This is a genomic window from Lewinellaceae bacterium (assembly GCA_020636105.1).
Lineage (GTDB): Bacteria > Bacteroidota > Bacteroidia > Chitinophagales > Saprospiraceae > BCD1.
Genome location: JACJYL010000001.1, coordinates 1,158,886 through 1,178,970 on the forward strand (window position 1 = coordinate 1,158,886; position 20,085 = coordinate 1,178,970).

At 41.2% G+C, this 20,085-nt stretch carries 19 protein-coding genes and 1 tRNA gene; 14 read left to right on the top strand and 6 right to left on the bottom strand.

Annotation, left to right across the window (positions count from 1 at the left end):
* Nucleotides 1–261 precede the first annotated feature (261 nt).
* On the bottom strand, nucleotides 262–6,366 hold the full coding sequence (locus H6571_04235; protein MCB9322931.1) for a hypothetical protein: 6,105 nt from the start codon (nucleotides 6,364–6,366) through the stop codon (nucleotides 262–264).
* A 236-nt stretch (nucleotides 6,367–6,602) separates the two neighbouring features.
* On the opposite strand from H6571_04235, the gene H6571_04240 reads away from it, so the two are divergent.
* Both H6571_04240 and H6571_04245 read left to right on the top strand, forming a co-directional pair.
* Nucleotides 6,603–7,106 (top strand): hypothetical protein, encoded by a 504-nt coding sequence (locus H6571_04240; GenBank protein MCB9322932.1) that lies wholly within the window; start codon nucleotides 6,603–6,605, stop codon nucleotides 7,104–7,106.
* A gap of 173 nt (nucleotides 7,107–7,279) precedes the next feature.
* Nucleotides 7,280–8,197, top strand: a complete 918-nt coding sequence (locus tag H6571_04245; protein MCB9322933.1) for an ion transporter — start codon at nucleotides 7,280–7,282, stop codon at nucleotides 8,195–8,197.
* A gap of 338 nt (nucleotides 8,198–8,535) precedes the next feature.
* Here H6571_04245 and H6571_04250 read toward each other — a convergent pair whose 3' ends face one another.
* Entirely contained in the window at nucleotides 8,536–9,618 is a 1,083-nt protein-coding gene (locus H6571_04250; protein MCB9322934.1) for an FAD-binding oxidoreductase, read from the bottom strand.
* 79 nt (nucleotides 9,619–9,697) lie between these two features.
* On the opposite strand from H6571_04250, the gene H6571_04255 reads away from it, so the two are divergent.
* Entirely contained in the window at nucleotides 9,698–10,312 is a 615-nt protein-coding gene (locus H6571_04255; protein ID MCB9322935.1) for a class I SAM-dependent methyltransferase, read from the top strand.
* Between the two features lie 108 nt (nucleotides 10,313–10,420).
* Here the strand turns inward: H6571_04255 and H6571_04260 are convergent, their stop codons facing one another.
* Nucleotides 10,421–10,777 (bottom strand): MmcQ/YjbR family DNA-binding protein, encoded by a 357-nt coding sequence (locus tag H6571_04260; GenBank protein ID MCB9322936.1) that lies wholly within the window; start codon nucleotides 10,775–10,777, stop codon nucleotides 10,421–10,423.
* A 93-nt stretch (nucleotides 10,778–10,870) separates the two neighbouring features.
* On the opposite strand from H6571_04260, the gene H6571_04265 reads away from it, so the two are divergent.
* From H6571_04265 to H6571_04290, 6 genes are all read left to right on the top strand, one after another.
* Nucleotides 10,871–10,942, top strand: a tRNA-Arg gene (locus tag H6571_04265).
* 267 nt (nucleotides 10,943–11,209) lie between these two features.
* Nucleotides 11,210–11,779 (top strand): TIR domain-containing protein, encoded by a 570-nt coding sequence (locus tag H6571_04270; protein ID MCB9322937.1) that lies wholly within the window; start codon nucleotides 11,210–11,212, stop codon nucleotides 11,777–11,779.
* A gap of 5 nt (nucleotides 11,780–11,784) precedes the next feature.
* Nucleotides 11,785–12,630 (top strand): hypothetical protein, encoded by an 846-nt coding sequence (locus H6571_04275; protein MCB9322938.1) that lies wholly within the window; start codon nucleotides 11,785–11,787, stop codon nucleotides 12,628–12,630.
* 123 nt (nucleotides 12,631–12,753) lie between these two features.
* The gene (locus H6571_04280) at nucleotides 12,754–13,050 is read left to right on the top strand and encodes a helix-turn-helix domain-containing protein (protein MCB9322939.1); all 297 of its coding nucleotides are present in this window, start codon (nucleotides 12,754–12,756) and stop codon (nucleotides 13,048–13,050) included.
* Complete coding sequence (locus tag H6571_04285) at nucleotides 13,040–13,306, top strand: hypothetical protein (GenBank protein MCB9322940.1); 267 nt, start codon at nucleotides 13,040–13,042, stop codon at nucleotides 13,304–13,306. Before H6571_04280 ends, H6571_04285 begins: the two co-directional genes overlap by 11 nt.
* 16 nt (nucleotides 13,307–13,322) lie before the next feature.
* Nucleotides 13,323–13,838: a hypothetical protein gene (locus H6571_04290; GenBank protein MCB9322941.1), complete on the top strand. Its 516-nt coding sequence runs from the start codon at nucleotides 13,323–13,325 to the stop codon at nucleotides 13,836–13,838.
* Between the two features lie 2 nt (nucleotides 13,839–13,840).
* On the opposite strand, the gene H6571_04295 is transcribed toward H6571_04290, so the two are convergent.
* Nucleotides 13,841–14,863: a replication initiator protein A gene (locus H6571_04295; protein ID MCB9322942.1), complete on the bottom strand. Its 1,023-nt coding sequence runs from the start codon at nucleotides 14,861–14,863 to the stop codon at nucleotides 13,841–13,843.
* A 645-nt stretch (nucleotides 14,864–15,508) separates the two neighbouring features.
* On the opposite strand from H6571_04295, the gene H6571_04300 reads away from it, so the two are divergent.
* The 5 genes from H6571_04300 (at nucleotide 15,509) to H6571_04320 (ending at nucleotide 19,037) form a co-directional block, all read left to right on the top strand.
* Nucleotides 15,509–16,159 (top strand): ParA family protein, encoded by a 651-nt coding sequence (locus tag H6571_04300; protein MCB9322943.1) that lies wholly within the window; start codon nucleotides 15,509–15,511, stop codon nucleotides 16,157–16,159.
* Nucleotides 16,152–16,388, top strand: coding sequence for a hypothetical protein (locus tag H6571_04305; protein ID MCB9322944.1), 237 nt, complete (start codon nucleotides 16,152–16,154; stop codon nucleotides 16,386–16,388). The genes H6571_04300 and H6571_04305 overlap by 8 nt, the downstream gene beginning before the upstream one ends.
* A 48-nt stretch (nucleotides 16,389–16,436) precedes the next feature.
* The gene (locus H6571_04310; protein ID MCB9322945.1) at nucleotides 16,437–17,336 is read left to right on the top strand and encodes a toprim domain-containing protein; all 900 of its coding nucleotides are present in this window, start codon (nucleotides 16,437–16,439) and stop codon (nucleotides 17,334–17,336) included.
* 293 nt (nucleotides 17,337–17,629) lie between these two features.
* A complete protein-coding gene (locus H6571_04315; GenBank protein ID MCB9322946.1) occupies nucleotides 17,630–18,034 on the top strand; it encodes a single-stranded DNA-binding protein in 405 nt (134 codons plus the stop codon).
* Nucleotides 18,035–18,578: 544 nt separating this feature from the next.
* Nucleotides 18,579–19,037 (top strand): hypothetical protein, encoded by a 459-nt coding sequence (locus tag H6571_04320; protein MCB9322947.1) that lies wholly within the window; start codon nucleotides 18,579–18,581, stop codon nucleotides 19,035–19,037.
* A gap of 22 nt (nucleotides 19,038–19,059) precedes the next feature.
* On the opposite strand, the gene H6571_04325 is transcribed toward H6571_04320, so the two are convergent.
* Both H6571_04325 and H6571_04330 read right to left on the bottom strand, forming a co-directional pair.
* Nucleotides 19,060–19,446 carry a hypothetical protein gene (locus tag H6571_04325; GenBank protein MCB9322948.1) on the bottom strand — a complete coding sequence of 129 codons (387 nt, stop codon included), beginning with the start codon at nucleotides 19,444–19,446 and terminating at the stop codon, nucleotides 19,060–19,062.
* A 43-nt stretch (nucleotides 19,447–19,489) separates the two neighbouring features.
* The gene (locus tag H6571_04330; GenBank protein ID MCB9322949.1) at nucleotides 19,490–20,020 is read right to left on the bottom strand and encodes a hypothetical protein; all 531 of its coding nucleotides are present in this window, start codon (nucleotides 20,018–20,020) and stop codon (nucleotides 19,490–19,492) included.
* Between the last annotated feature and the right edge of the window lie 65 nt (nucleotides 20,021–20,085).

The following is a 20,085-nucleotide window of genomic DNA, read 5'->3' on the forward strand; positions in this document are numbered from 1 at the left end:
TGCGCGAAGAAGGCGCAGAGAACGCAAGGAGTTTATGCTAAAATATTGGATTGGGGATGATTGCAAAATACAATTTTTGGGGAATGTACTTTTAATTTGTAATATGAAGTGTCCACTAGTCAAAAAAATCGGTGTTCTTTGTCCGAAATCCCAAAAATAAATGGGAATATTGAACAAGGAACACCGATTAAAGATTTCAAAAATACTTCGAAAAATCAAATCATCATAGTATCGCAGCATCGAAATATTACAACCTCATTATTAATCTACTTTAACCCGTACTCCTTCGGAGTGGCTGGTGAATTTTGGCGCATACATACATTGAATGGTCGTTATTCCATTGGAAAAATCTCCTTTGTGGACCACCCGCACAGGATATTCAAATACATAGGTTCCCTTCGGCAGGTAGCTGAAGAAGAAATTCGTAGCAGCATCCCCGGTGCTTTCGTAATAGCCCAAACCTCCCTGCCATTTGTAGGTACTCAGCACATTCATAGGTTCAAACCCACTGGCACGCATATCTTTCATGTGAACATATTCCATGTCTCTGTCCACCTTCAGTTCAATCCTTACGGTCACTTTATCTCCTGGCTTCAACCCATTTTTATCGTTCACAGGAAGCAAAACAGGACCTTTATCCGAATTATCCACCCGGTACAACTGTTTTTTAAGCGTCAGCGGCGTTTCTTTGAAAACATCTATCTTATCCAATTCTTCAAAGTATTGCCAGTACATGCTGCCCCAGGCCACCACATTGTTCTGGTTTTCCACCTTTACGCTACCCATTCGAGGATTGATCTCGTTGTCCTGCCAATCGACCCGGAAATAACCGGAACCGGCTTCTGCCGTTCCCATGGCTTTACGAATGGACACCTCTTTCTCCTTGGCCTTTGGCAGGCTGATTTTCAATGGTTTATCTTCCACCAACCAATTGGAGCCATTGGCCAGGAGGGCATAAACGGCATTTGCCGTGGCTTTAGTGGTTTCCCAGTGGGTCGTTTCCTTGTTTTTCAGGAGCCAGATTTTCAGTTCATCCACTGCTTTATCATCTTTGGCCACCTCCGCGAAAACCTCAATCATGAGGGCGTGGGTTTCAATCGGCAACTGGTACCAGAAATAACCATAGTCATATTTCCAGTACATGCCCATTTCCTCACTTTGCAGTGCTCTTTCCCGGAAAGAACGAACCAAATCGGCCGCTACTTTGGAACGATCACTTCTTTGCAGGGCCAGGGCGATAAGGCCTTGCTGGTAAATCCCTCTCTTGGTCCAGTATTGCTCTGCCTGTCCCAGATAATATTCCCTGATTTTTGACAGTTCCTGGTCGATTTGATTATCAAAAAAAGAACGTGTATAAAGATAGTGGATCGCCATATTACTCAAATGATCCTCGGCGAAAGTAGTCCTCCCTTTTTTGACCTCTTTTTCCAATTCGGCGTATTCGTATTTCAGTTCTTCGTCCATAAAAACGATCGCATTATCCAACATCTGCTTTACACCGGGATTATTGTTGAAATCTTCGGCTCCTAGATGTTTCAGGTGGCCCATGCCTTCCACAAGATACTGGGTGATGTAACGGCTATCTTCCCCTCCCGGGAACCATGCGAATCCACCCGAAGGAGATTGTCTCTCTTTCAGTTTATTCAATGCTGCCTCCTTTTCGTGCCCCATTTTGTTGAGGTCGAACAGTAAGCCAATGTTTTTGCGCTGTTGTTCCTCACTCTGGGAAGCCAGCACCCATGGAGTCTCTTCCAGTAAAACTGCTTTAAGGTCCTGGTTTTTCGACAATTCGCTTTCCAGCGCCGGAGTATCTTTCCATTGATCAAAGACCTTCCTGATTTTTGGATATTTATTCGCCACCGAAGAAGCCAGGGCATTGGCATAATAACGATTGAAGATCTGTTCCGTACAATCGTATGGGTATTCCATCAGGTAGGGCAATGATTTCACGGCATACCAGGCAGGATTGGAAGTAAATTCCAGGCTCAGTTTATGATTTTGCAAAGTGCGTGAATGTGACGCCTTTTCCATTTCAGCAAAGTCAAAAGACTTTTTCTCACCGCCCCGGATATTCATCGGCATAGTTTCCGTGACCAGCATCCTGTTGGTCAATACGGGCAAAGCACTTTCTTCCCCATCGCTAAAACTGCCGGCGCGGGCCGTCACCCGATGGGTAATGGCCATCACCTTGCCCACCGGAATATTTAATTTCCAGGACAGTGGCGCCGACTGACCGGCCTCGGCTTCAAAGGAAACTTCGGCATTGGCATTGCCTAATAACGCGTCCACCGGCTGCATCGTCAGGGCATCAAAAAGTTCCAAACGGGCAGTCCCTGACAATTTTGATTCACTCAGGTTACTGACTTTTGCGGTAAAATAAATCTCATCCCGCTCCCTGAAAAATCTTGGCGGATTCGGCTGTACCATCAGTTCTTTTTGGGTAATCACTTCCTTGACACCAATGGCCGTTTTCAGATCCGTGGTATGAGCAAAAGTCATGAATTTCCACTTGGTCAGTGCCTCGTTCATGGTAAAGCTGATGACCACATTGCCGTCTTTATCGGTCCGCAATTGCGGCATAAAAAAGACCGTCTCATCGAGGTTGGTTCTGACACTAACAGGCGGTGCGGATGCTTCTTCCATGGAAACAACCTTCCCTTGAGCATTTTCCATTTGCGGGTCAAAAGTGACGACCATTTCTGACAGCTCCTCGGGCTGTGGCGGAGGCGGAGCACCATCGGCCATGGCAGGAGCCGATTTTAGCATGACATTAGCCCTAACCTGCACCCCGTCATCATCTTCCATTGCATAATAATTGCCCCTTCCGAAATATACGTTGTAAAAATCAAACCAATTTAAAGAAGGATAGACCCTCTCAGGTCTTGTATAATCGCGATATGTCTGAGCACTGGCATACTTTTGTCCAAAAGAGGTAGATCTCCATTGGGCATAACTGTAATTAAAAGTTGGGAAGAACCCGGCAGACCAGTTGTTCGGCGCAAAAGCATCCAGCGAGGCATCATACATACCGGCCAGTACCTCAGCGCCTACCTTTTCCCCTTCAGGGCCGCTGATCTTTATCTGCCATTCTTCTTTTTGCCCTGGTTTCAGTTTATCACGGAATGTTGAATAGGTAATTTGCAATTCCTTATCCTCCCAGGGTACGGCTATGTTCTGGACATTGGTAAACACCCGGTTATTTTTAATATAGGCCAAATGACAAATCAGGCCTCCTTTATCTTTTTCACTCAACCGAATGCGCTGGTTACTTAAATTATTGGCCAGTCCCCAACGGATATCCGCTGTTTTATCGGTTCTGCGTTCAACATCCAGCAGGTAATGTACCGGTCCGAACGCTGTTCCTACATTAAGTTCGGCGGTTTCATTCGCTTTGTATTTGGATTTTGACGGACTAAACCAAAGGGTAGTTGTGGAAGGAACGGTTTCTGTGTTGAGATCGTAAAGGTTAAAAAAGCCTTTATCTTCGATCAACTCTCCGCTTTTATCATCTTTTGTCTGAAGGATAACCACATAACTTCCTGTTTCCCATGAAGCAAGTTTCAATTGTAGTTCCTTTGAATTTTCGGTATTAAAAGAACCCACGAATTTTTTTTCCAGCTGTGGCCAATGCTGTACCTGGTCTTCCTCGCCGTAGGCAAAATGCGGGAACAACCGGTTGAATTTATTCTGATTGATCATTGGTTTATCGGGCATTCCCCAATAACGGCTCACGAATTCCTTTTCGGGTTCCTGGAGGCGGTACACTTCGATTTTACCGCGTGCAGGGATAAAGTTGCCATCCAGGTTAGTGGTAGAGATGCCAAAAGAAACCATGTCCTGCCGCTGCACGGTGGCCGGAACATCAAGTTTTGCCTGTAAACTTAAGTAAGCCAGGTTGAAGCTCCGTTGAGCAGAATGCGTTTCGCCGGTAATATCGACCACATCGGCATAAACGGTAAACTGGAAAGAAGGTTTTTGATCCTTTCCTATAGACAAATCCGGCAAAGCTTCAAAAGTTACGGCAAAGGTACCGTCTGGCGCTGTTTTTACTTCTCCGCTGGCAATTTCCATCTCTCCCCCTGAAGGCATAGGCCTGCGATACCACCAGGGCCACCAGGGAAACCTGGCCTGACGAACCACCCTGTATTTTACCATAGCCCCGTCAATCGCATTACCGGCATAACCTGTCGCCACGCCCTTGGCCACTACCCTATCGCCAAGGTTAACATTTTCTTCTGGGGCTTTCATTTCGACCTCAAATTTCGGTCGTTTGTATTCTTCCACCCTGAATGTCTCCCTGTTTTCACCTACGCTGGACTTCAGGGACATGCTTCCTCTAAGCCCAAATTCCGGGGCCACAAATGATCCCTGGACCGTACCAAATTCATTGGATCGGAGATCCAGTTTTTGCACTTCCTGCCAGTTGACATCCAGGAAGGTTATGGTTACGCTTTTATTGGGTAAAATGCCGGGAATACCGTCTTTGTCTTTTTCCATCAACAAGGCCTTGAAATAAACGGTCTGTCCAGGCCGGTAGATCGCCCTGTCCAGGAAAAAACGGGTAAGCTGGTATTTTTCATCAGAAGGCCGGTCACGGTAATTTAAAGAATACCCGTCGTTGGGCAGCAAAACATCCTTTCCGTGGCTTAGGCGGATGACAAAATATTGATTTTCTCTGAATTTAGGATCCACAAAACCATCCGCATCACTTAAGTCTTCGCTTATTTTGATCCGCTTGTTTCTTCTTTCTTTTCTGTCGTATTCATTTTTAAAATACTCCACCTTCACCCCGGGGAAAGGGGCTCCCGTCTCGCGATTGGCGACTACAATTTTCAGGTCCTTGCCCGACAATTTTTTATACAAATAACCAATTTCTGAAACGGTGAAACTCAGGTAAGCCACCCTTTCATCTCCTTCCTTAAAGTTTGGATTATCCGCTACCAAAAGGGCATAAAACCCAACCGACATCGGTTCGCTCATGATTTCTGTGCGGTGGTTTTGAAAATCTCCTTCATTGGGAAGCGTTTCCTGCCAGCGATGTACGACTTCTTTTTTGTTGAGAAAACCGATAATACTGTTATTGTCCATCCGGGACCATTGTTCAAGGTCTTCTTCCGTTAGCCGGACGACCTTCGCATATACTTCCGGAGTATTTTTGTACTGAATGGAAATGAGTACTGGTTTGTTTGGCAAATTGACCTCTTCAATACTTACATCAAATCTTTTTTGTTCGATATCTCTAACCCTTTCCATACAAAGGCCGGCACCATAACTATTAGGATGGAGGGTCATGCCCTTGTTGCACAGCTCCCATGCTTTTTTGAGATCCCATTGCCCTTCCGGTGCCGAAACAGGAACATAGCTGGATCCGCTGTTGTAATAAACCCCCGATTGGGCATACAGGATTTCCGAAACAGCCTCATTTCCCAGGTGCTTCTTTTCCAATCGTTCGAGCGCACTCAGGTACCATTTGTCTTTGAACTCACTGGTTGAATTTGCGTGAACAAAACGGAGTCTTTTCAGGTCTGCATCGATTAACGCCGCCGGATCCCGGTCCTCCAAATGCCTGGACAGCAAAGCCTGGAAAAGATGAATTGTTTTCAGCTTTTGAGAACTCGTATCCCTGGAAACGAATGAATGACCCACAAATGAAGCAGCATCAAGGAAAGGTTCTTCCCCGGTGATGTAGTATTTGTAATTGGGTTCCGTCAGGTAAGCCTGGTCGTTCATAAAATGATCGATGGCCCTGTTCATGAGGAAATCAAAAAGGGTCGGCCGTAATTTCTGGGCATTCGGATCTCCCGTAAAGATGGATCGGAACAACTCAATTTCCACTTTTGCCAACCGATTATCATCCACAGAACATTCGTAATTCAACGAACTGGCTTCGATGAGTTGTTCTGCCGTCCAGGTGCCAATGTCATCGGATTTATATTCCGGCGTGTTGGTCAGATTACTGAGGCGCCAGTAATTTTGCTGAAGATAATTCTGGTAGAGTTCCCCGAGCATGGACTGCAAAATTTGTTTGGTAGGGAAATCCGCTGTATTGGCTTGAGATTCAAGTTTATTCAACACTTTAATATACCCGTCTTCTTCCAGTTCCCTGAAATACTTTAACCGGTATATGGTGGTTTTTACGACCTGAGCGGGATTGTTGTCTTTTTGGGCCTTTTCGTACAAGGCCTCAACTTTTTCAAGGGCTGATTGGGGTAATCGTTGCTGATCAAGTTCAGTAATTTCTTTCCAATCCTGTGTGTAAGGATCATTGGTAAATTTCATAGTCTTTTCATCTTGTGCAAAGGCATTACCACTCATTAAAGCCAGGTTAATGAGGAATAATACCCGAAGGAAGTGCTTTTTTGTCATATCTGGAATCCTGTTTTTTGTTAATAACTATTATACGGATGCAAAAAGTATAGAGAATGCATAAATAATTGGTTACAGGTGGCTGGTTGCTCGTTGCTCGTTGCTCGTTGTTGGAGGTTGATTTTTGAACTTTGAAAATAACGAGATACGAACCGGAGGGTAACATTTTTTCATCCGTTTGATATCATGGTGTAAATAACAAAAATACTTTTTTAAAAACTAAAAAATTCAAGACCATGAGAAACTATTTTCTGACCACATTGATCCTTGCCATTACAATGTTTGCTTTTACCAATTGCGAAAAAGATCCGTTCCAATCAACTGAACGTTCCCAGTGGGGAAATTCAAATGGAAGGTGGAGTGATACCGCAAAAGACTGTAGCGGAAACGGATGCCGCTGCCTGCCGGAAGTCATCATTGTCGGAATTGCAGCGCCTCATAATGATCTCGTAGATGATCTCGTCAACGGCGCTACCGGCGTAGGATCGGGCCCCTTTATCGTGGACTATTTCTCCATGGATGCAACACAACAGCTTTTTACCAACCTGAATGAATATCAATTGGGGTTGTTACAATCCGGGGAATACGAGGTAAAGCCCTATTTCTTTGAAAAAGAATTGTACGAAACCCAAAAACTGGGAAGAATAAAATTCTTTGCCGCCAGAAAAGCGGTTGTAAAGAATCCTGAAGCTTCCCTTGAGGACTATGAATTCTCCTTTGAAGTGGATATCAGACCTTAAAAGCCTCTAATCCGCCATCCCACGAACAGATAACCACTGATTGCCATAAACATTTTGCACAGCTAAATCAAAAATCAGGGTAGCGTTAAGCCAAATCATTTTCAGAGAAAGTCATTGCCACGGGTGATGGCTTTCTCTTTTTGTTTATTTTTGGCAAAGAAAAATTACAGACCATGGCAAACAGAATAATGGATCCCGGATTCGGGCTCTTTTCCAGCAGTAAGGCAAAAAGGTACATCACCGATAATGGGGCAACGACTGTTGTCCATCTAAACAAAAGGTGGACCATTTCCGACATGTACCTACAACTCATCGAAATTTCCTGGGCCAACTTTTTCATATTTGTCACCTTAAGTTACATTGGGCTCAATATTATTTTTGGGCTCACGTATTTTCTTATCGGTATTGAATCGATCACCGAACCCAGCGGTAACCTGTTCAAAGATTTTATGAACGGCTTTTTTTTTAGCGCCCAAACGGTTACCACGGTCGGATACGGAGGCATTTCACCCCATGGAACCATGGCCAATATCGTGTCCACTTTTGAAGCCTTGATCGGATTACTCAGTTTTTCCTTCATCACGGGATTACTTTATGGCCGTTTTGCAAGACCCTCCGCTTCAGTAAGGTTTAGTTCCAACATGGTTTACCGAGATTTTAAAGGGGGAAAAGCGTTGATGTTCCGCCTGATGAACAACCGGACCAATATGATGATCAAACCGAGGGTATCTGTCTCGCTGGGAATCACCAAAGGAGATCCATTGGGAGATTTTAAACGTGAATTCTATCAACTTTCCCTCGAACGCGACAGCATCCAGGCTTTACCCACCATTTGGACCCTGGTGCACGAAATCGATAAGGACAGTCCGCTTTATCAATATTCAGAGGAAGAAATACTGGCGCTCAAAGCGGAACTTTTCATCCTGCTGGAATATTACGACGATGCCTATGCCCAGGAAGTTTTCAAAATGCATTCCTACGACTTTACCCAGATCATTCCCAACCGGAAATTTGTCCGTTCCTTCATGTACAACGAGGACGGTTACCTGGAATTGGACCATGATTCGCTTGATATGACGGAGTCGGTTTGACAACAAGGGAATAAGGACGAAAGGACGGAGGGACTTTCAAATGGTTCAATTGGTTCAATTGGAGCGAAGCGACCTCCGGGGTTGTGTAAAAAGGCTAAAAATCTATTAAATAACATGATTATTTAATGTGTAAAAACTCTATTTTTTTTACGCTTTACATATTCCATTTTCAAAGATATTTTAGAAAAATTGAGTTTTTTACCCGGGTTATTTATATTAATGTCTTTAAGAGATTTGGAATATCCTGAAAAGATAAAACATCAATAACCGCGGGTGTAACCTGTGGGAAACAGAGGAAAATCGAAAGAACCCCGAAGTGGGTTCAATCATTGTTCGCATTATTCGGTAAAGTAGCGTTCGTATTTTTTGACATCTACCTCTTTGTCCAGGGGAGTATTTTCCAAAAGATGTAGTACGGTATGCTTTGCCCAGAATGGAACAAGTGAGGTGCCTTTAGACCCCATTCCGTTGAATAAAAACAGGGATTTATGGGTCGGGTGGGAACCGATAAATGGCCGGCGATCCCGGACGGTGGGTCGGACGGCTGCCTGGTGGTCCAGCACTTCAAAGGGAACGGACAGGATCTTTTCCAATAATTTTAGCAGGTAATTTCTTCCCTTTTCAGAAGGCAACACATTTTTAAAATCACGCTCCATGGTGGCACCAACCCAATAAGTATCGGCTTCCTCAGTGGGGATCAGGTACAATTTATGTTTGAGAATTTTATCAAAACCAGAACCCGGAATTTTGACGATCAAAACCTCCCCTTTGTCTCCAAGGAAAGGCAAGTAATTAAAATACGGGTTGTCCTTTACTTTGGCTCCCTCGCAAAAAATGATCTTTTTCGCTTCCCATCCTTCGTACTTTATGCTTTCCTCCCCAATCTCGAGCAAGTCAAAATCAAATTTCGTCTGGGTGTAACAGGCTTCTGCCTTAAAAAAAGTCCGGTAATGATCGATCAGTTTACCCACCTCCACTCTTGCGCTTTCGCCAATTTCAATAAAATCATAAACCTGTGAAATCTTTTGTTCAAAGGCTTTTGCATCCACATTTTCCACAACAAAACGGTCGTATCCGGATTCTGCACTGCGGGCCAGCCATTCATTTTGTTCACCTGCATTAAAAATAGCCCTGACAATATTGCGGGAATGATAGAATTTAGTGTTAAATTTTCGCTCCAAAACCTTATAAGTTTCCACCGCCGTGGGAAGAAACTCTTCAACACGCCATGACTTGACAAAATGCCTGCCGGTGATGGGATTGATGAGCCCTGCAGCCACCGCTGTAGAACCTGCCGGATCAGCATCGTCTATGATGTGTATGGAGCGGCCGGCTTCCAGCAGAAAATGGGCAAGTATCGTCCCTGCAATACCCTGCCCGACGATGAGAAAGTCGATCTTTTTGGAAACGGTTTGATTCATTCGTCAAAGGTACTTCTTTCAGGGAAACAAGAAAACAAATGAATCATTCTCGTATTAAATCATTCAAGTATTCAAGAATATGAGCAAACTATATCAAAAACTATTTGCGGCGGCCTACGATCCGTTTATGTCATCAGCTGAGAAATCGTTGGAAAAGAACCGACGGGAACTGCTCGCACATTTGCGCGGCAACATTTTTGAAGTGGGCGTTGGAACGGGAGTGAATTTTGATTTTTTCCATCCGGAAGCAAATGTTTTAGCAATTGAGCCCTCCATGCCCATGATGAAAAAAGCCCTTGCCAGGATTCCTGTGGGAAAAAATATTCAGGTGTATCATCTTGGTGTAAACGATGAGTCGCTGGAAGATCTGATCAAACCCGGGAGCCTTGACGCTGTGGTTTGTACGCTGGTTTTATGCACCATTTCCCATCCTGAAATAGCCCTTCAGAAGTTTAGACGATGGCTGAAACCGGAAGGCCAGCTGGTCATCCTTGAACACATCAGGTCAAAACACCACTGGCACGGCAGAATGCAGGACTGGGTCAATCCACTGTGGAAAGCCTTCGGAGAAGGATGCAACCTGAACCGAAATACAGATGCGATGGTTAAAGCAGCGGGATTTGTCCCTGAAAATGAAATGTATTTCAAAAATTCGGTCACCTGGTATCAGGGGGTTTTTAAAGCTGGAGGATAAAAACCAGTCAATACCCTGGAATAATTTAACCGCAAGGCACGCCAGGAAGGCGCAAGGGACGCAAGGAGTACTTATGGAATCAATAGAGGCCCTCCTATAAAATCATTCCTACATACGCTCCCACTCCAATCGTATTTTTTTGGGCAGGCTTTTCACGATCAGGTCGTAAGAATGATCGACGAGCTCCAATAAAAAATCATCCTCCAGGCTTTCTTCAAAGGAAACGGTATTCCAGTGGACCTTACTCATGTGCCAGCCCGGTCGGATTTCCGGATATTCTTCCCGCAACTCAATGGCCCGGTCGGGGTCACATTTTAAATTGACAGTAAATTCGGCACTGTCCAGTCCGGTCAGGGCAAACATTTTACCCATTACTTTGAAAACCAGGGTTTCCGGTCCAAAGGGAAAAGTTTCTTCCACGCCCTTTTTAGAGAGGCAATAATCTCTGAAAACTTCGATGTTCATTCTGAAAAATTTTTACAAAAATAAAGAAACTTTTCCTGCATGCTTTTCATTTTAACATTCAGGGTGTATCTTTGCCGCCCAGCCACCAAAAATGGCCCCGTAGTTCAAGGGATAGAATGGAAGTTTCCTAAACTTTAGATCCAGGTTCGAGTCCTGGCGGGGCTACTATCTTTAAAATCTTACCATTGATTTCCAACGACTTATGCGCTCCCGAGAGGGAGCGTTGTCGTTTGAGTTGTCGTTTTGAAGCTTTGTAAAGATAGTGAAAATGTATTGAAACTATCAATATTACTGAAGGAATAAAGGTTGTTTCTTAAAATTTGAGTATCTTTTATATTCATATAGAAAATATGGTAACTATATGTATATTGAGAAAAATTGCATTCAATTATTTTTAACGCTTGGGTAGATTTGAAAAAAAAGAAATGAGATATGGCTTATAGAAACGGAAATTATTCAGCATTCTATGTGAGTGAACCATTTAGCGAAAGCAGCCTTGGTGCTCATGCGACAAAAGATTTTGTTTATTATAATATGGTTAGAGCGTGGAAAGGTGCTGATTCATCATTTCCATTCAATGATTCGCACAATAAAAATTATAACGTAAGAGATAGCAGTAATTGGGAATCAACATTAAAACCAAGAATTCGTGAACGTATCAGAAAGTCGAAAAACATAATATTGTTTTTGAGTTCTCTAACAAAGAGCTCAAGAGCAATCAGAGAGGAGATGGATTATGGAATTAATAATCAAGGATTGCCAGTTATAGTTGTTTATCCAGAATATACCGAAAAAAGTGATATAATAAATTGCCAATCAGAAACCTTTAAAAAACAAATAACTAACCTGTGGGACAAATTACCGATTTTTAGAGATTCAATGAGTGATGTTCCAACGCTGCACATACCGAAAAAAAAGATTCTAATAAAAAGTGCACTTAATGATCCAGATTTTATGGTTGCATCTAAATGCAAGGCAGGTACATACTTTTACAAGTGTTAGCAAGAATGAAGTATTTAATTAATTCAATATCAAGCTGTGCTTATTGGCGCTACATTTTTTCTTTAGATGGTCTGAAATCTATACTTGCTATCTTTGGTATTTTTTGGCTCATAGTTGAAACATTGGATTTCTTTCAGGTTTATACAAGAGACCAATATGGATCATATGCATTCTTCGTATTCATTACTCTTTCTGTTCTGATTTCTATTCTTCTAAAAAGACCAATAAAATCTATCATTATTCCTTTCAATGAATATGACTTCTCAATTGAAGTTAGGATCGCCAATTTGTTCGATATCTCAGGCGCAACTATGATTAGTACTAACACAACGTTTGAGGCAGATGTGGCTGGAGGTAAGATTGCGGTAGATAGTTTACAAGGTCAGTTTACAGCAAAGTATTATACAGGAAATCAAGGTGAATTGATAAGTAAGATAAAAGAGGGACTGAATGCCATTAATATGACTCCTCCTTATCCAATGGGAACTACTATTTCAATACATACTCATGGAAAAACATTCTATTTTACAGTAATGGCAGAAATTGGGGAAGGAGGTAATGCTTCTTCATCCATTCCAGATATTAAAACTGCATTAAATGGATTGTGGGAATATGTAAGAATAAACGGTGAGTTACAAGAATTAGCCGTTCCAGTGGTTGGGACTGGAAGGGGACGAATAAAAGTTTCTAGAAAAAAAATGATAGCATTGATTGCTGAATCATTTGTAAAAGCATCAATTCAAAATAAATTTTCGGATAAATTGATTATTACCATCCGGCCAGAGGATGCCCAAAATTTTGGAATAAATCTATACGAAATAAAAGACCACCTAAAGCATGTAATAAAATAATAATTTGCACCTCTAAATTGATGCAGGTAGAGAACAATCTTTAGGGAACATAACCGATAGGTATATTTCAGTATTTTTGTCTTTCATGATAATTGATTTATATTTACAAAAATCAATTCCTCCATGCCAGAATTCACCTCCAACATGCAAATTATCTGCCTAGAAAGTGATGCCTTCAAAGCATTACTGAAAGAGGTTGCTAATCAGATAAAGCAGGAGGAGATGTTCCAGTTTGATCCTTGGGTGGATGAGAAGGAGGCCATGCAGCTTTTGAAAATCGCTTCCAAAACGACTTTCCAGAAATATCGCGATGATGGGAAAATTGATTTCCGACGGATAAGCTCCAAACATATTGTTTACCGCAGGCAGTCCATTCTTGATTTTATTGAAAACAGCACAAAATCCGAAAATGATGAATGATGAAAAAGACAGGCTGGCTGGCTTTAATACCGGCTATCTGATCGGGAAATACCGTACACCTCTTGGCAAGCAACTGACAGAAGGCTTGCAGGGCGTTGAAACGCCTTTTTTTGAGGGGTTTGTTGAAGGAAGTGAGCTTTCTATTAAAGAGAAGGGTAAAGAGAAGTTTTTGGATGCTTTGCGGAAGGATACTTTACCTCCTCCAGTTGCTAAAGATAAAAACAAAGACGATAAGGAAATGGATTTCGAAAAATGATTATATTTTTTCCCCGATGAGTAGTTCTTCAAAAACAATAATAATTTTACTGCTAATTCTTGCAATATTAGGCTTTGCCGTTTATCATGGATATTTCCCAACCAAGCTTGGTAACGTGGCAGAATTTGATAAGATTGAACAAGAAATTCCTTCTGAAAATAATTTTGAAGGTTCTTGGGAATTACGTTCTGTTTTAAAAAATTGTATCAATGAAGAAAGATTAAATGGCGTAGAAGTTCTATATCAAATAGAAATTACGCAAAATAGAAAATCAGTCATAAAAGGAACAGGAAAAAAAATTGGAGAATGGGTAAATGGGAAATTTGTTCCTTTATCTCACAAAGATGTACTTTTGGAAGGCATCATAAAAAATGGTCAATTAGTTGCGAAATTATTTGAAAATGGTTTAGATAGAGAATTAACGGGTGAAATGAATTTTGATGTTGAAAATTCCAGATTCGAGTACCATGCTGAATACAAAGGAATAAAGGGGAATTGTGATGGGGATGCAGTGTTAAAAAGAAAAAATTAATACTACCCACCCACCTTCCTCCTCACAAACCCCACAAAAGCACCATCCACATTCTCCGGCCTAAACCCATTGAGCAAGGATTGCGAAAACTGCTGATGGATCGAGTAAAAATCCAGGCCAGTACCGGAATTTTCGACAATCTCCCTGCAACGTAGGATGGTTTCCGGTTTGATGTAGGGCAGATCATCAATTTCGATAATTGGTTTTCGGATTCGGAAGGTGACGAGGTCATTATCGGAAATGCCGATGGTGTAATCCGGCAGATGATTGGATTTTACGATTTCTTTGATGAAGAAACGGAATTTTGGGAGTGTGGAGGTTGATCCGGTTTTCTCTTTCAGTTTGTCCAGGCTTATAGGCCATTCCGATTGGTTGCCGCAGTGTTTGCGGGCGATTTCGTAAATCCGGCGTTCCAGGGCTTTGCCGAGGCGAAAATAATCAGGGTGAATGGTGAGGACCTCTTTTCCGATAATGGAATTGTAAAACCAGTCAGAAAGTGTTATTTGCAGTTTTATCATTCTGTCCTTTACCCGGCTGCTTTCCACTATTTCATAGCTTTCAATCAACCCAAAAGCGCTGGTTATTTCCCGTTTATTGGTTGTGATGTTTGTTTTGACACTTACACCTTTCAGCCTATCCAGAGCTTTTTTCAAGAGTTTATAGCTTTTTCCGTTTGTCTGTCGGTTGGTAGCCACCAATAGGTCGTGACTGGAAACTCTCAATGTTTTGGGCGGAATGATACCTTTGTTGATTTGTTCCATCAAAAGTGATCCACAATACAGCAACACATCCTTATCAAAAATAGTGGGCAGACCGTCAGTGGTTGGCTTTATTGTAATCTTAATATTGCCGTTTTGATACTCCAGGTCCCTGACATCCTTTTTCTTGGAAAGTGAAAATAATGGATGCTCCATTGAGGCAATATCATCTTTGAAAGGCAGGCTATCGAAAATATCTGCAATAAAGAAATCTTTCGTGGGGTGCCTGTCGGGCAAAAGAGATAAGTTTTTTGAGGCTTCAGTCATACGTTATCTTCGGTACTTCAGGAATCATATTACCGCTTTTTACAACTATTTCAAGCCAAAATTTCGGTACTTCAGGAACGATCACCCTGATATTCCGTTTTTGGTAGATAATTTAAGATCAATTCCTCAATTCATCATTTCAAAAACCGTTCGATACTTTAGGAATTTCCATACGGTACTTCAGGAATTTCCGTTCGATACTTTGGGAATAGCCGTACGGTACTTTAGGAATCCCTAATATTATGGAAGCCGCAGTTTCCCAAATTTTCAAGCGATCCTTTGAGGGCGTAACACTACACTAACGTAAGTATTAACATATAATAACACTAAGCACCTACCCTCCGTTCGCATTCGCTCACTCCGCCCGATGCTTCGCATCGCCTTGTAATGAGTTCGCTAAGGCTCACCATTCTCAAAATTTACTACTGAAAAGAGAATCTTTATGGATTTTGATAAATGATCTTGAAGATAAAGGTATCTGCTTATGGAGTAAATAAGAATTCTTTAAAGCACGAAAGCACGACATCGTTGCATCTTTACATCGTGCCAGCACGAAAACCGCCTTTCTTTCAGTCTTCCTTTCGTTTTTTCTGCAATTAAACGATTTCTTCTGCTAAGATCAGCAAATAACAAAAGGAAGGAATTATGAGAACTGGTGTACTTTCCCAAAAAGGTGGTGTTGGAAAATCTACTCTGGTGCGTTCGCTGGCGGTTGAATTTGCCCGTAACAAGTGGAATGTCAAAATTGCTGATATGGATTTAAAACAGTCCACATCTACAATCTGGAACCGCAAAAGAATGGATAATGAAATTGTTCCGGGGATTTCTGCCGAGCCTTTTTCTTCGGTGAAGGATGTTTTAAAAATTGAGCCAAACCATGATTTGGTCATTTTTGACGGAGTAGGACAGGCAGATGGACAAACACTTGAAATTGCGAAAGTGTGTGATTTTGTCATTTTACCAAGCGGCGTAACCGCAGATGACCTTGAGCCGCAGGTGAAGCTCGCCCATGAATTGAAAAAGAAAGGCGTTCCATCCGCAAAAATCGGATTTTGCTTGAGTCGGGTTGGCAACAGCAAAAATGAGTTTGAGGCAGCAAGGGAGTACATTACCATTTCCGGATATACTTACCTGGGGATGATCCCTGAAAAAACATCAATCGGTCAATGCTCGGATGAAGGATTGGCAGCCAATGAAACAAAATATCCGTCAATAAATTTGGTCGTGGATGAATTAATTCAAAATATTTATAATCAGGTAATGCAACTTAATGATGAGGAGGTGCAGTATGGCTAATCTCGCCAAACCCAATAAATCTGTTCAACGAAAAGGTATGCCTCCAAAAGAAGAAGAGGCCAGTGACAATATGCCTGTTACTGAAAAGGAGGAAAAGAAACCGCTTAATTTCAAGGTGCCTTCGTCGTTTAGAAAGAAATTCAAAAACTTTGCTACCAACCATGAAATGCCAATGAGCGAATTGCTCATTTTATGTTTTGAAGAGTACGAAAAGAAGAAATCCATATAGCAAGAAAGCACGACATCGTTTTTTCTTTAAAGCCAGATTTAACGAAATATGAATACAGAGCAAGCCAAGAAAATATCCCTGCCAGAGATTATGTCCCGTCTTGGATATGAACCGATTTCCATAAAAAAGGGCGGGAATGAATATTGGTATCAATCTCCTTTCCGAACAGAGCAGGAGGCCTCTTTTCATACTTCATACCTTGGCGGAAAATGGATTTGGAATGATTTCGGTGATATGGGAGGCACGGTTATTGATTTTATCCTGCGACATGAAAATCTTTCCAATGTTTCAGATGCCCTTCAATTCCTGGATAGGATGCTTTATTCGAAGAAGTTTGAAAAAACAAAAGGGGCAAGATCGCAGAACCTTTTTTCTTCTCAAAAGCCCAATTCCACGCTGGAGCTTGTGGAAGTAGTCAGGCTGTCCAATAAGGCTTTGTTGGGTTATTTGGCCGGAGAGCGCAAGATCAGCCTTGATGTAGTTTTTCCTTACCTGTCAGAGATTCACTACAAGAATACTGAAAGTGGTAAAACCTACTTTGCATTTGGCATCCAAAACAAATCGGACGGTTTTGAAATCCGCAACCGGTATTTCAAAAGCAGTATCGGCAAAAAGGATTTTTCCTTTTTCAAAGGTGCAGGTGACAATACCTCCGTGCTTGTTTTTGAAGGATTCCTGGACTTCCTGAGCTATCTGACCCATCAGATAATCACCCTTCCACAGGAAGATGTTATTATTCTTAATTCAGCTTCCTATAAAAATCCCGTGCTGGATTTCATTAAAGCCCACGGTTATCAAACAGCCTTTACCTTTTTCGATAATGACAAAACCGGGGAGCAGATCACAGATCAGTTTTTGAGCGATTTGGCAGCGACACAGGTAAAACCTATGAATCATCTTTACGCCGGGTTTAAAGATTACAATGACTTTCTGACCCACCGTTTTTAGGGAATTGCCTTTGATCGTTTTCGTTATTATGCTTCCATTTTCTACTTAATTTTCACACAAGTTTCCGGTCTTTCAATGAGTTCACCGGCCAATTGTTCCCATTTTTAAAGAACAAACCTCCCCTCCGATATACATTCCCGCATAAATCCGCCAAGTAAAAAAACGGCTTTCCGGGGGAAGCCTTCCGTTTTTTGTACTTCCTGCCCGTGAGCGAGCCTTTGCAGATTTCTTTGCTTGAAATGCTTTTTGCTGAGGGGTATAAGTTTTATTAATCTTAAAAATGGAGAATCAAAATGGCTTATAACTGTAAAATTGAACTAAACGGCAATCTTGGCGCTGATCCCAAAGTGATCGATAAAAATGGTAAGACCTTCATCGCTCTTCGCGTAGCGACAAAAGACAGCTACCCTGAAAAAGAAGGTGAAACAACAGTCTGGAAAGATAGTAAAACAACCCTTTGGCATGATGTTTTGGTATTCCGCCCGATTGCGGTTGAAATCGCCAAAAAGCTTGAAAAAGGTGATCGTGTAGAAATCATCGGTTCCCTTTCCTATCGTCCTTTTAAAGACGACCAGGGTTTTACAAAATACCAGGCTTCTATCATCGGATCATTCATTCAGAAAGTTGAATTCAACAGTGCTGATGAACCTACCGAAGAAGAAATTTCTGCGGCTTCGGAAGAAGTTCCGAGAAGTTAATCAACTTCAATGGCAGGAGATTTTTGTCTCCTGCCTATTATGCTTTTTTCATTGTTGATTGGACAAGCTTATCAATTTGGTTTTTCAATTGCCGGGCAGTCAAAATGGATTTCGTCCTTTCATCATAAAAACCGGCCTCATCCAAAGTATGTTCCAACAGATTCTTTAGTGTCTCAGGCCTTTTAAAAGCACAGTTCACGGTACAGGTCAAATCTGAGGGCTGGCCGGAGAATGAAATGACTTTCACATCTTCTTTGGAAAGTTCATTTAAGCATTCTATCATTTTACCTGCAAATGCTAAACCTGAGTCGTCCTGGATGAAAACAATCTCCCAACAAATTGGGAAATCTGAGTTTATTTTAGAATTGTTAAAGGTGAAATCAGTGATGCCTTTAAGAGGATGATACATTTATTACTCCCGTTCTTGCCAATTATCAATAATGCAAAAAAAGTCAAAATGCGTAAATTTTGCATTTTTTTAATTTTGACAAAACTTTTTTCGTCAATTCTACGTTTTTATATTTTTATTCTCAAAATATCAATCATGGCAAAAGCAAAAATTGTATCAAGGGATCTTGTTAATAGTTATACAATTGGAGGCGGAGCTTTTTCTATAATTCCAATTCCCGGGATTCACTCAATAGGATTGACAGTCGCAGAAGCTAAATTAGCTGCTGATATCGCTCGTATATATGGTTTAAAACCAATTGGTATTATTTGGACAATTATCCTAAAAGGAATAATGCTTCATTGTGGAGGAAGCCTATTATTGAAAGGATTAGGTGAATTTCTTAATGTAATTCCCATTTTTGGTTGGTTAGCAAAACCACTTGTTGCCTCCACGGTCATTAAAGGATTTGGTGAATTGGTGATTTTGTACTTCGAGGATAGGTTCCCAGAGCAGGAAGCGTATGTTAAACCAACATTGAAAAAAATGTTAATTGCATTTAGCGGAGCTGCAGCAGCACACGAGATAACTGAATGGTATCATAAAAACGATTAGTAATTAGGCTTCTATACTCTAATTAAAAAATCAGTGTAATTACCGAAATAATCCAACCAAGAACTAACAAAATTGAAAATACTCGTCGAGTTGGATTTAACTTCCAAGGAGTTGGAAATGGAAAATTTTTTTTAACTAATCCTGCGAGAATCCTACGTACTGCATAAATTGCAATTCCACCAACTACTAAATCATCTATTATTATCCAAAAAGGATCAAAAATAATATAAAGCAATGCAGCTAAAGAGGTTCCAATTACTTTGGTATATCCTCCAACATTTGCACCAATCAAAGCAAATCTCGCAGCAGTTGCGTTGGAAAATTGTGCGGGATTAAATGAAAATGACCAAATTGCAAAAAGGAAAGGAACTAATATGGTGACTGGCCATTGGATAATAGATAATTCCATAGATATCTTTTTTTTAAATGAAAATTTAGAAAAGACCTCTTTTTTAGGTGCCTTTTAATTCATTATAGACCTGAATAATAGATTGATAAGTTTCAGGCTCTGGATTTTGAAAATATTCCCTTGTTGCTTCATCTTCAACTATTTGCTTGATTTCCAAATGCTTTTGTTTGCGGAAACGTTCCTTATTAATTCGATTTGCCAAATAATAATCACATAATATTTCATATTGATTTAACAAACTTTCGACAGCAGCTTTGAAAAGTTGCTCATATCGGAGAAGGTCTTTCTTCGAGGAATCAGGTTGAAATTGCGAAATTTCTTGTGCAACTTCATGAAGTTTATACTTTGCCAGGTTTATTTCTCTAGTTATCGTATGCTCAAAGCCATCTCTTGAAACTTCTATAGCTTCACCTGATTTCTCTATTGCTTTTTTGGCTTGGCTCAAACCTAAATCTACTTTTCCTCTAATTTCTTTATTATGCGCTTTTTGGCCAAAACGGAAATATAGAGAAACTATTAATGAGATAACAGAAATTAGAATGGCTATGCCAGATAAATAAACTTCTATTGCCATGTTGAGGATTATTTTTTAAATAAGTCTTTGATCATTTGAATTAAATTAAGAGTTTCTCTGGAGCT

What these genes read in the sequence shown, in the direction of transcription:
- H6571_04290 (MCB9322941.1), top strand. Translation starts at nt 13,323, where the DNA reads ATGAGTAGTTCTTCAAAAACAATAATAATTTTACTGCTAATTCTTGCA.
- H6571_04245 (MCB9322933.1), top strand. Translation starts at nt 7,280, where the DNA reads ATGGCAAACAGAATAATGGATCCCGGATTCGGGCTCTTTTCCAGCAGT.
- H6571_04255 (MCB9322935.1), top strand. Translation starts at nt 9,698, where the DNA reads ATGAGCAAACTATATCAAAAACTATTTGCGGCGGCCTACGATCCGTTT.
- H6571_04260 (MCB9322936.1), bottom strand. Translation starts at nt 10,777, where the DNA reads ATGAACATCGAAGTTTTCAGAGATTATTGCCTCTCTAAAAAGGGCGTG.
- H6571_04310 (MCB9322945.1), top strand. Translation starts at nt 16,437, where the DNA reads ATGAATACAGAGCAAGCCAAGAAAATATCCCTGCCAGAGATTATGTCC.
- H6571_04240 (MCB9322932.1), top strand. Translation starts at nt 6,603, where the DNA reads ATGAGAAACTATTTTCTGACCACATTGATCCTTGCCATTACAATGTTT.
- H6571_04320 (MCB9322947.1), top strand. Translation starts at nt 18,579, where the DNA reads ATGGCAAAAGCAAAAATTGTATCAAGGGATCTTGTTAATAGTTATACA.
- H6571_04250 (MCB9322934.1), bottom strand. Translation starts at nt 9,618, where the DNA reads ATGAATCAAACCGTTTCCAAAAAGATCGACTTTCTCATCGTCGGGCAG.
- H6571_04325 (MCB9322948.1), bottom strand. Translation starts at nt 19,446, where the DNA reads ATGGAATTATCTATTATCCAATGGCCAGTCACCATATTAGTTCCTTTC.
- H6571_04285 (MCB9322940.1), top strand. Translation starts at nt 13,040, where the DNA reads ATGATGAATGATGAAAAAGACAGGCTGGCTGGCTTTAATACCGGCTAT.
- H6571_04315 (MCB9322946.1), top strand. Translation starts at nt 17,630, where the DNA reads ATGGCTTATAACTGTAAAATTGAACTAAACGGCAATCTTGGCGCTGAT.
- H6571_04280 (MCB9322939.1), top strand. Translation starts at nt 12,754, where the DNA reads ATGCCAGAATTCACCTCCAACATGCAAATTATCTGCCTAGAAAGTGAT.
- H6571_04275 (MCB9322938.1), top strand. Translation starts at nt 11,785, where the DNA reads ATGAAGTATTTAATTAATTCAATATCAAGCTGTGCTTATTGGCGCTAC.
- H6571_04235 (MCB9322931.1), bottom strand. Translation starts at nt 6,366, where the DNA reads ATGACAAAAAAGCACTTCCTTCGGGTATTATTCCTCATTAACCTGGCT.
- H6571_04270 (MCB9322937.1), top strand. Translation starts at nt 11,210, where the DNA reads ATGGCTTATAGAAACGGAAATTATTCAGCATTCTATGTGAGTGAACCA.
- H6571_04295 (MCB9322942.1), bottom strand. Translation starts at nt 14,863, where the DNA reads ATGACTGAAGCCTCAAAAAACTTATCTCTTTTGCCCGACAGGCACCCC.
- H6571_04330 (MCB9322949.1), bottom strand. Translation starts at nt 20,020, where the DNA reads ATGGCAATAGAAGTTTATTTATCTGGCATAGCCATTCTAATTTCTGTT.
- H6571_04300 (MCB9322943.1), top strand. Translation starts at nt 15,509, where the DNA reads ATGAGAACTGGTGTACTTTCCCAAAAAGGTGGTGTTGGAAAATCTACT.
- H6571_04305 (MCB9322944.1), top strand. Translation starts at nt 16,152, where the DNA reads ATGGCTAATCTCGCCAAACCCAATAAATCTGTTCAACGAAAAGGTATG.